This is a genomic window from Nostoc sp. DedQUE04 (assembly GCF_034530995.1).
In the GTDB taxonomy this organism is placed as follows: domain Bacteria; phylum Cyanobacteriota; class Cyanobacteriia; order Cyanobacteriales; family Nostocaceae; genus Nostoc.
Genome location: NZ_JAVRCA010000034.1, coordinates 18,202 through 29,337 on the forward strand (window position 1 = coordinate 18,202; position 11,136 = coordinate 29,337).

Annotated in this window: 9 protein-coding genes; 5 read left to right on the forward strand and 4 right to left on the reverse strand. The window is 39.6% G+C overall.

Annotated elements, in window-relative coordinates; all coding sequences use genetic code 11:
• Window positions 1-145 precede the first annotated feature (145 nt).
• The 3 genes from RM049_RS21880 to RM049_RS21890 all read right to left on the reverse strand — a co-directional run bounded on the left by RM049_RS21880 (window position 146) and on the right by RM049_RS21890 (window position 5,142).
• Window positions 146-2,524: a CHASE2 domain-containing protein gene (locus RM049_RS21880; protein WP_322705663.1), complete on the reverse strand. Its 2,379-nt coding sequence runs from the start codon at window positions 2,522-2,524 to the stop codon at window positions 146-148.
• Window positions 2,525-2,732: 208 nt separating this feature from the next.
• Complete coding sequence (locus tag RM049_RS21885; RefSeq protein WP_322705664.1) at window positions 2,733-3,926, reverse strand: DUF1822 family protein; 1,194 nt, start codon at window positions 3,924-3,926, stop codon at window positions 2,733-2,735.
• 25 nt (window positions 3,927-3,951) lie between these two features.
• On the reverse strand, window positions 3,952-5,142 hold the full coding sequence (locus RM049_RS21890) for a sigma-70 family RNA polymerase sigma factor (RefSeq protein WP_322705665.1): 1,191 nt from the start codon (window positions 5,140-5,142) through the stop codon (window positions 3,952-3,954).
• A gap of 418 nt (window positions 5,143-5,560) precedes the next feature.
• Here RM049_RS21890 and RM049_RS21895 point away from each other — a divergent pair, with 418 nt between their 5' ends.
• Window positions 5,561-6,436 (forward strand): phosphodiester glycosidase family protein, encoded by an 876-nt coding sequence (locus RM049_RS21895; protein WP_322705666.1) that lies wholly within the window; start codon window positions 5,561-5,563, stop codon window positions 6,434-6,436.
• Between the two features lie 106 nt (window positions 6,437-6,542).
• On the forward strand, window positions 6,543-6,854 hold the full coding sequence (locus tag RM049_RS21900; RefSeq protein ID WP_322705667.1) for a threonine dehydratase: 312 nt from the start codon (window positions 6,543-6,545) through the stop codon (window positions 6,852-6,854).
• A 364-nt stretch (window positions 6,855-7,218) separates the two neighbouring features.
• Here the strand turns inward: RM049_RS21900 and RM049_RS21905 are convergent, their stop codons facing one another.
• Window positions 7,219-7,428, reverse strand: coding sequence for a hypothetical protein (locus RM049_RS21905; RefSeq protein WP_094352741.1), 210 nt, complete (start codon window positions 7,426-7,428; stop codon window positions 7,219-7,221).
• 387 nt (window positions 7,429-7,815) lie between these two features.
• Between RM049_RS21905 and RM049_RS21910 the strand changes: the two genes are divergently transcribed.
• The 3 genes from RM049_RS21910 to RM049_RS21920 all read left to right on the forward strand — a co-directional run bounded on the left by RM049_RS21910 (window position 7,816) and on the right by RM049_RS21920 (window position 11,128).
• Entirely contained in the window at window positions 7,816-8,865 is a 1,050-nt protein-coding gene (locus RM049_RS21910; protein WP_322675189.1) for an adenosine deaminase, read from the forward strand.
• 252 nt (window positions 8,866-9,117) lie between these two features.
• Window positions 9,118-10,872: a DNA mismatch repair endonuclease MutL gene (gene mutL / locus RM049_RS21915; RefSeq protein ID WP_322705668.1), complete on the forward strand. Its 1,755-nt coding sequence runs from the start codon at window positions 9,118-9,120 to the stop codon at window positions 10,870-10,872.
• Entirely contained in the window at window positions 10,862-11,128 is a 267-nt protein-coding gene (locus RM049_RS21920; RefSeq protein WP_322705669.1) for a hypothetical protein, read from the forward strand. Before mutL ends, RM049_RS21920 begins: the two co-directional genes overlap by 11 nt.
• Window positions 11,129-11,136 lie beyond the last annotated feature (8 nt).

The following is an 11,136-nucleotide window of genomic DNA, read 5'->3' on the forward strand; positions in this document are numbered from 1 at the left end:
TATAAAGGGAAATTTTATTCAACTAAGGGTTGTGAAATCATGTCCGCTTGATTGCTTATTAAACTCGAAGAACCCCACCCCGCCAAAGCTATGCTTTGTCTCCCCTCTCCGCAAGCGGGGAGGGGTTGGGGGTGGGGTTCTTTTATTATGGATATGAAATTGTGAAAAATTCCTGACGGCGTTGAATCAACACTACAACAACACCGCTTGCAACCACAGCAAAGGCAGAAGGAATAAATGGCAACCATAGCCCTTGTTTTAAAAGAGCGATCGCACAAACTCCATATAAAGTGACAATTGTTGCAAAGATTGTGCATCCCTTATGTGAGAGCGATCGCACCCGCCAAATAATCAGGCTCCCAACTACAGACCAGCCGCATATCCAAAGAATATCACCCCAGTAAGGCAAAACCCAAAGAATTGGACGTTGGTCTAAAACTGCACTCAAAACTTGGCTAACCATTTGTGCTTGTATAAATATCCCTGGTATTTCTTGGTAATCTTGCTGTGCAGTACTGTAGAGAGTTGACCAAGTATCGCTAACTGTATTAGCTGTCACTCCAACGATAACTATCTTATCTTTAAGTGATTTACGATCGAAGTGATCGCTCAGTACATCATCAAGAGAAACTCTCTGATAATCTGTATTACGGTAATTGACAAGTATTTGATTTCCGCCTAAATCAACTCCTTGTTGATAGGCACCACTCCGGCTAAATTTTAAGCGTTTAAATACTTTAGAGCCAAACTGTACATAATCTTCATTAAATTTAGTTTTAATATTTTTATAAGATAAATAACGAGTAACTAATTGCAACGACAGCGAATAAGGCGTTGTACAAGTTGAAGAAGGCTCTTGTGCCATCATCAAAATTTGGCGACGGACGATACCATCTGGGTCTTGAATTGCATCAGTAAAACCCTGACGTTCTACAGGTACGTCTTTCGGAGGTTTAACACCTTGTGGGTCATATTTGCGATCGCGGCTTTTGCAGACAACAACAACATTATCTTTATTAAGTTCAGTCGGAAGTTGTATTGGATTTGATTTATTTGGAGGATCGGCTAAGTCTCTATAAATATCCAGTCCAATAACTCGCGGTTGATACTTTTGTATTTTGTTAAGCAATTTAGCTAACGTAGTATCCGAAATAGATTTCAGTCCTTTGGTCATCTCTTGTCGTGATTGAATATTTTTTTCAGTAATTTCTACAATTATTAACCTTGGATCTGGCTCTTCTTGAGGTCGCAACCGTAGCATTTGATCGAAAGTTTGTAGTTCTATTTTTTCAAAAATTCCCAAGTATCTCAAACCTAGTGTTGAAACAGCCACAATCAAAGTACTAAGTAGTACAGTCGAAAGTTTGAGTTTTGGTGTTGCAATTTTACCTTTTGTCAAAACTTCACCTACAAATTTAGTATCAGCAAAATTACCGCACAATTCTTGCCACGTAGTAGAAATAGTTGTAGGATTTTGATAGATAACTGGCAACCAACTGGCACAAGGAAATTCATTTTCCAGTCCTTGAAGTCTTTCTCGCGCTTCTCGCACAGCCAAGTAAAATGGTTTGCTATCTGCAAAGGCGGTAAGAAAGTTTTTTAAAAATTCCTGTGCTATTAAATCTGGTACTCCTTCCCGCATTACAATCATTTGGGGAATGTTTAAATCAGCTAAATTTCGTCCTAAGCCAATTCCGTCACAAGAATTGAAAATTGCTAGTTTTAAACCCCGTCTAATTGCTGCCTTAAGTCCATTTTTCAACTGCGAAATTGTTAAACTTTCTGTTTTATTGATGCAAATTTCCCCAATTTCTCCGTCAGTAAGACTAGTGCTATGTCCGGCAAAAAATAGAATATCCCAATCATGATTCCATAGATGCTCGTCAAGTGTTTGTCGTGTTGGTTCTATAAGAAAAGTGGTTTTGCCATCTGTTAAACCGTGTAAAGCAGAGGCATCTTTATCAATATCAATACCAACTCTATTGCCTAGAATTGCCAAAATTTTGACTTTACCTGTAGGAGATTTTTGCAATAAGTGAGTAGATTCATACTCATGATTGCTTAAAGCTAATTCCGCTTTCGGGTAATCTTCAAAAAAATGCCATAGATGCCAAGGCAAGCGATGCAGTAGAACTATATTTGTTTCAATAATGACTCTAATTTCATCATTACGACTGAGTAGAGTTCGCAACTGCCGTTCAATATTCTGAAATGATTCACATTTTAACCAAGCATTGATATTGGCTTGTAGCTGTTGACACACTTCATTAAAGTCATTGACAGAAATATTGGTTATGTCTTGCGAATGTACTTTTATCCGTTGATTCCTACCCAGGCGTTGATGAACTGCTGCGTAGAGTAATTGCCATCTGCGGTAGAGTTCGCTTAGTTCTGGTGCTGGTGGTAGACTCCCTGTTAATTTCACAGGTACAAATTGGTTATCACACCAAACTTGAGCCGTGACAACAGGAAATCCTTGATTTAAATCTCCTCCTAAGAAGCTGAAGACAACTAGCTTACTCATAAGTTAAATGGACTTAGTCATTCGTGATTAACTAATGACTAATCAACAGAGAGCATTCTACTTATGCAAAAATACCAAATAAAAGTGCAGTATAAGGACTACACAAGACAAATTTGGTATAAACTTATGACCTTCGAGCAAAAACAACGTTTACAACCTGGTGCAAAGAGATCGCATCAACCAATTTGATACTGCTGGCTCATAATAACTAAATTATAAAATTTTCTGTTATTTGATAATTATCAAGGCCAACCTGGATGCTGAAACATTCTCCTACTTCCCCATCAAAGAGTTTTAACTGCACATAACTATCTTGAATTCTTGCTTGTACTTGTTGAAGTATTTCCCCTCGATCTGAAAGTAAAATTAGCTTGATATTAGCAGGTAGGTCAAGTTGATTACAAGCTGGATGTAGTTGCACGCGAATACTAACTTGTTGGTTAGCTTCTGGTATTAAGGCGATTAATAAAATAACTTTTTGAGTCTCTATTTCTATTCCCAAGTTAATTAGCTTGGCGCGTTTGATCGCAGCAGCATTTAACCCGGAAGAAGTGCGGAAATTAAAAGCTAGGCTACTAGAGTTTGGCTCAAAAAAAGTGTCTATAGCTTGCCAAGAAGCATCGTAAATCTCCTTCAACCAACGACTGAGATTCACTTGTACTTGTGAAAATTGCGTAGGTGCAGATTGCAGTCTTTCTTGGTACAAACGCTGCCGCCACTGCTCATTCTCTAGTAGCATTCCCCAGGTTGTGAATGGTACTGCCAGTCTAGGAAATGTTACAGAGGGATTTCCTAACTCTTGCACAAGATTTTCTGCTTGAGGAGTCGATAATTGTGGGAGTGGAGCGATCGCACCTTTCATCTCCTCTGTTCCACAAAATTGGTAGGTCATCCAAAAAGCATTAAGGTCTTTAATTAAGTGCCGTGCATCTATACAATAAGTCCTATCTACTTGGTCATAGTCTGCTAGTGATTTAAGTTTTTCATGGGTTATATAGCTCCAAATTCTTACCCACTCCCCATCTGCTGTAACTTGTACTGCTAAATAATAATCTGCTGCCCAAGTAGGAATGTCTACCCATTCTTGAGGAACTTCTAACTCACTATCATCAATTGCCTCGCTAGGAATTAAAACGACTCGCTTTTGGTTTAACAAAATTGCTGTGCCATTGACAAATTCCCAAAAAGCAGGAATACCAGGGGAACTATGCCAGATACTTGCTTCTGGAACATATTCAGCTTTTACCCAATTCAAAAACCCATGAAGGCAAATTTGATTTATGTAAGCGCGCCAGCGACTGCTAGGTGTGGCGTACATTTGGCTTTCTTGCCAAGAACTTGTCTGTAATGATGGTGATATTTCTAACAACAGTTCCTGCGGTTCAGTAAAAGCCGAAGTCATTCTTACTACCTCATCATTCATAATTTCAGCGATATTCCCCATACTTAACTTTCAACCATTCTTCCAAAGCACTACTCATATCATTAACTAGGTTGGAAGTCACAGAAATATTAAGCGTGTCTTGGCTCCATTGGATCAATGCTTTCAGCATTGATTCTCTACATTTGATCAGCCGACGAGAAACAGTAGGCTGACTCATTTGTAGGCGTTCTACAATCTGTGGCTGAGTTAATCCCTGTTGGTAATAAAGTTGAAGTATTTCTTGAGTTTTTGCCTCAAAAGCTTGTAAAGTTTTTAACAAAACAGCTTCAATCTGAGATTGTTGATTTTGTTGGTTTTGGGCATCCTCTTGGGCTATCATCTCCGTGATTAATGATTCAGAGGATGGATCTGGCAAATCAAAAGTTGTTGTGGAGTCATCTTTTGGTATCACTACATTTAGAGAACTAACAGGTGGATACAGATAACCACGCACGTAGATAGCTGCCTGGGTTAACCACTGTTCAATTTTCTCTCTCGTGCATTCTGGAGTAGGTTGAGTTAACTGATTTTGGCGATCGCGGTTGTAGAGCTTGACAATAGCTTCCCAAAGTTGAGGTTCTGGTTCTGGTAGTGACTTTGTGCCACCTGGTTGGTTTTGAACATACAGTTCTTTGAAACAAGTCCAGGCGAGTCGATATTGGGCAATTAGAATTGCTGATAATCCAGCTTGAGCAAGAGCTTCTAATAACTGCTTTTTGCTTACTTTGCGTAACAATGCCCAATTTGTGCAAATATCAGCTTCTTTGCGTTGGCGTAAAATATCTTTTAGCCGACTGGGAACCGCAATAGTAGCATAGGTTTTTAAGCTAGAGCATTTTTCTAGATTAAAATTTTTGAGAATTGTTTCAATTTCAGCATTCGCCATTTGAAAATAATCTGCTAGGCTATGTTGACTATTTGTAAATTTGGCAATAGTCTTTTTAGCAGCCCAATAATTTTGTTCCTGTAAATAAGCAGATAAATGCATTCTAGCAAGGCTATTAGATTCCTCTCGCCAGCATTTGTACCAATGTAATGCCCAAAAGTTTTCTGAGTTAGGGACGAATGATGAAGACTCCAAGCAATTTTGAATATTTCGATGTAGTTTGATATCAATCAACCATTTGCTGAATCTGTCTCCTTCCAACTCAACGAAGGTTGAGAACATCTCGATAATTTTTTGACGAGGACGCATAAGCAGTTAACAATTTCAATCGATCCGAACTTAAGCAACTATCAAAACCGCAGATATCTCTGTGGACAATTGCAAGATACTGGTTTGCTAATTTCCAATTCAATAGCGCACATATTTTATTCCTTGATGTTTTTGAAGATAACTCTATTCATATTCTGTTGAATCTAGATAGTTTAGTTATTTTAAAGTTAAATTTTTGTAATTATGGGTTTAGTAGCCATAATTGCGAACATATACCTAATTGAGCCTTTTTGGGAATACGCCCTTCGGTATACTTTTGACTATCTATTTTTCCTAAATCCTTAAAAAATGGGCGAACCGGGAATAATTAAAGTTAATTGCTTATTTTTCAGCTTAAAGTATTTTAATTAAATCGATTAAATCAACTTTTTTGAGCTAACCGCACGTGAGTTTAAAAGTGAGAAAAATCAAACTACTGGCTTTGATATTAATTAGTTTAGCAATGGTGTTGTGGTTTAATTTGCGTTTTTCAACACCTTCAATACCCACTATTGCAGCTTCACCAGCAAAAACTATCCGCTACTTCGATCGCACTTTGCCCCAAAGCATCGCTCACATCGTGCTGATTCCAGTTAATAGCAAATTTTTGGTGACTCCTGCACTATCACAGAAGGTAGCCACTGTAGAAGAATTTGCCCAAAAGCATCAAGCTGTGGCTATTTTGAATGCAGGCTTTTTTGACCCAGTCAACCAAAAAACTACATCTTATGTTGTCCGACAAGGAAAGTTGATAGCCAATCCCAAGGAAAATGAGCGGCTGGTGAACAATCCCAACTTAAAGTCTTATTTGGGTCAAATATTCAATCGCACAGAATTCCGTCGCTACTTATGCGGGCAAACTAGCCGCTATTCCATTGCCCTACACAGTCAGTCAACACCAGCAGGTTGTCAGTTAGTTGATGCTATCGGTGCTGGCCCGCGCTTATTACCAGAACTCACCTTAGAAAAAGAGGGCTTTGTAGACAATGCTAATAAACGAGATGCGCTTGGCAGCAATCAACCCAATGCCAGAACTGCTGTAGGTATCACCCCTGATGGCAGCGTTATTTTAGTTATGGTGGCTCAAAAACCCTCGGCTCCCGCGAATGGAATATCTTTGCCAGCATTAGCTGATTTGATGAAAACTCTTGGAGCCGATCGCGCCATGAATCTGGATGGAGGAAGTTCGTCTTCGCTTTATTACAATGGGAAAACCTTTTACGGGAAGGTTGATTTGGAGGGAAATTCTATCAAGCGTCCTGTAAAGTCGGTTTTGCTGGTTCAGGAAAGGTAGGGATTGTGGGAATTATACCTACCTACTGGTAGATTTTTGCCATATCCTCAATTCCCGAATCCGAATTGCGTCACAATAGTAATAGGCAATCATTGAAGGTACTATTATGCTTCGTCTAACTCAAATTATTCGGAACTTGTTCCTTCGTCTTGAAGGCTTGTTTGGTGTTTTATTCCAAAGTATTTCTAATTTTTTCGGAAATTTATTTGGTTTGTTTGCCAAGCTTTTCGGATTCTCTGAGTCTGGTTATTTCTTGGAATCCGATCGGGTGCAAGACGTAAATCAAGTTTCAACTAAACAGCCAATTGAAACGAATCGGGATAACACTACTAAAATTCCTGCCCCTAACCGCCGTCGTTCTAATGCTAAACTTGACGACTACTACCTCAACATGGCTCGTGATGTGAAAAAGAACTAACAAAAGCCATCAAGTAGAGGGTTAATAGTAATAAGCTGTTCCACCTTTAACTTGCATAATTAGGGTGGGCAATAATTTGGCGTCAGCGCTACTTTAATAACGCTCAGTACAGGTCAGCCGAACGCTGTCCACCCCACAATATTTTAATTAAATTTAGATGTACAAATTATATCTGGAACAGTTTAGCAATACCTAAATTGGGCTTTACATTTTTAGAAAAATCATCTAGCCACAATTAACGAATTTGGATGTGCGTAGGCGATCTTTACCGCAGGCATCGCACCTTTCACAAAAATTTTGTCCAGTTTGAGGCTGGACAATAGCTAGAAATATTTTTGAGTTTGAATATTTACTTGGTTTTTAGCTAACTTACCAAATCAACTAAAGCGTTGCTTTGGAAGCGAACTATAGATGAAACTGAGCAACCGCGATAATTCTCAGAGGTGAATACTGATAGTGTGATATTGGCTTGACCTGGATCTAAAATGCGTTTTACCTTGCAGGTTTGCATTTTATTGTTGCAGTAAGCAATAATGCGATCGCCAGCCTTGACTTCCAACGCTTGAATTTTCAATTAATACCAACCTTGCCAGGAATTTGCTTTGTTAAAGAAAAAATATATTGCTATATTTCACTCGCTTAACAATAGCAATGTTTCTTTACTATAGCACAAAAATCAAGGATATCAATGCTATCAATTTAATCTTGGTAATGTCAAGTTTGTTCGGGCTGCAAATATTAGTGCAGGAGGTAGGAAGCAGAAATTTATCTGTTGCTCTCAACCCTATCTAATTCCAAGCCACCAAATCGTTTGCACAGTTTACAGGTCGGAGTATTTGTTGAAATTAAGATGTAGGGAAACCTCTACTCCAAAGAAGTTGGAGCAAAATTTGTTTGAAGACAAATTTTTCTTTCGATGTTTTTGTTACAATCATTGAAATTTTTACCTAAAAATACCACTATGGCTTTATACGCTGAATTACATAGACATCTAGGCGGCTCGGTCGTACCACGAGTTTTATGGCGATATTTCGAGCGGCATTCTTCGGAGTTAATTTCCCGCTTTGCTGACTATTCAGAATTTGAAGATTTTTATACCCGCCCACGTAACACTCTAGATGAGTATCTAGAATTACACACCTTGGTAGAAAGCGTGCAAACTGTAGAAACTTTGCCTTACTTTATCTATCGCTTGGTGCGGGGTGCTTACATATTTGAAAATTTGGCTTATCTGGAACTGCGCTACACTCCTTATTTGCGGACACCTGAGCATCTGAGTCAATCTGCAAGAATTGACAAGATGGCAGAAATTGTGCGAGTAGTAGGACTTGCCAGCCAACAGCCAGAATATCCGATTGTTACTAGCCAAATTCTCTGTATGCATACGCGCCTACCTTATGAGGTGAACAAGGCGATTGTTGATTTAGCGGCGCAAAATAAACAGTATGTCTGTGCAGTAGATGTAGCAGGAGGTGATAGTTATTACGCCGATCGCTTAGAAGAATGGATTAGCTTATATGATTATGCGCGATCGCTGGGCGTTAACACCACGGGACATCTATATGAAACCACCGCTGGTTGTTACCCAGAACTGTTACCATATCTGATGCGGATTGGTCACGGCATTCAAATTCCTCTACTATATCCAGAGCTACTTAATGATGTAGCTAGACGCGGGCAATGTTTAGAGGTTTGTCCGACAACTTACCTAAAAACTGGAACTTTGCAAGATATACGTCAACTCAAATTAGTTTTTGACCGTTGTCTTGATGCTGGAGTTGATATCGCTATCTGTACTGATAATGCTGGATTGCACAATGTGCGTCTACCATTTGAGTATGAGAATCTCTTGACTTACAACATTATTAGTTTTGCACAACTACAAGCTTGTCAAGATGCGGCTTTCCGTCATGCTTTTGCTTGGCCTTATAGTCAACGTCCTGCATCACTGTTGAACGGTTTGCTCAAACCTGAACCACCGAAAATTTTGTCCATGAGAGATAGTAATTAACGAATCGCCTAAAAATATTTATAAAGTCAGGTGATTTAATGTTAATTAATGTTGCAATTACTAACTTTTTCTGATGCTATAGAAAAAGTTGTAATACACAATAGATATCTTGCAAAATTAATGTTTTATAAATTAAACCACAGATGCACACAGATAATTTATCAGTGTTTATTTGTGGTTCTTTTGTTGCTGAGAAAGGATTCTTGATATAAGTCGTATATAGCGTGCCCCAGAAGCTATAAACTATAATTTATGGCATCTACTATTCAAGCTCTACCAACAGAAGTTGTATATCTCATTACAGCTGGAGAGGTAATCGACTCTTTAGCCTCTGTGGTGCGGGAATTGGTAGAAAATTCCCTAGACGCAGGTGCAACGCGAATTGTGGTTTCTTTGTGGCCGCAGCAATGGCGAATTCGCGTGGCAGATAATGGCTGTGGAATGAACCTAGATGATTTACAACAAGCAGCCACAGCCCACAGCACTAGTAAAATTCGCTCTAGTGCCGATTTGTGGAAAATTAACAGTTTAGGGTTTCGTGGTGAGGCGTTGCACAGTTTAACGACTCTGGCTAATTTAGAAATTTTGAGTCGTCCTCTGGAGGGAAATTTAGGATGGCGGATAATTTATGGCGATGGCGGGAAAGTTGTACAAGTTGAAGCAACTGCGATCGCACCTGGTACAGTAGTTACAGTTTCTCATCTTTTCGGTAATTGCTCATCTCGTCGTCAGGGATTACCCACAACAGCACAGCAAATGAAAGCTGTGCAAGCCACAATTCACCAAATCGCCCTCTGTCATCCCCACGTCACCTGGCAGATTTGGCAAAATGACCGTCAATGGTTCACCATTTGTCCGGCTGCGACAACTGGGCAATTGCTACCGCAAATTTTACCGCAAGTGCGACAAGGTGACTTGCAAGAAGTAAAACTCGAAATACCCAACCCCCCCAACTCTTGTACAGACGCGATGAATCGCGTCTCTACGGACACTTGTACAGACGCGATTCATCGCGTCTCTCCCCACTCAGCACTAAATTTAGTGGTAGGATTACCCGATCGCACTCATCGTCATCGTCCAGATTGGGTACGTGTAGCTATCAACAGACGTATGATTAAGACACCGGAACTAGAGCAAACCATATTATCAGCATTTCATAGAACATTACCACGCGATCGCTATCCAATTTGTTTCTTACATCTTGCCATTTCTCCCGATCAAATTAACTGGAATCGCAATCCAGCAAAAACAGAAATTTACCTCAACGAAATCATTTATTGGCAAGAGCAAATTACCCAAGCAATTAATAAAGCACTCAGCATCTCTTCTAATAATCTCAAAGAAGCTGTTCACACAACACGAGTTAGTAAATTACTCAAAGCCGCAGAAGCCAAAGGCAGCTATAATTTCAATTCTCAAAATCCTAATGAAAATCCCAAAACTCCTAACTCCTCACTCCCAACTCCTAACTCTTTAAAAGCTGTCGCTCAAGTTAGCAACACTTATATTGTGGCGGAACATTCAGGTGGGATGTGGTTAGTAGAACAGCACATTGCCCATGAGCGAGTTTTGTATGAGCAATTATGCGATGATTGGCAACTTTTACCCGTCGAACCGCCAATAATTCTTTATCAATTATCGCCAGCGCAAGTATTGCAACTGCAACGCATTGGTTTAGAAATAGAACCCTTTGGCGAACAACTTTGGGCAGTCCGTAATATCCCCGCACCTTTGCAACAGCGAAACGACTGTGCAGAAGCAATTTTAGAGCTTAGTTGGGGAGGGGATTTACAAACAGCCCAAGTCGCTGTTGCCTGTCGCAGTGCTATTCGTAATGGTACACCCATGAATCAGCAAGAAATGCAGACACTTTTAGATAATTGGCAACGTACTCGCAACCCTCGCACCTGTCCTCATGGACGACCAATTTATTTATCTTTAGAAGAATCAGCTTTAGCTCGGTTTTTCCGGCGTAATTGGGTAATTGGAAAAAGTCATGGAATTTGATGTTTTCAGTAATGCCAATACTAAATGTCGTTTGCTGTTGTCGTTTGCCAAATTATTTGTCCTAAGCTCGACTTTATCCATTACGGTAGTAGGATATTGGCAATTTCAAATGGTATTGTTGTATTCATGGGAAGATACACACAATTATCCTTCAGCCTCAGTGTATTACTTGTGCCATCACTATTCGCCAAGGCTGTATTTAAATGTTATGTATGCAGCAAAACCCGTATCTTTTAGCGATCGCCTACATTTGTGATGACCCGT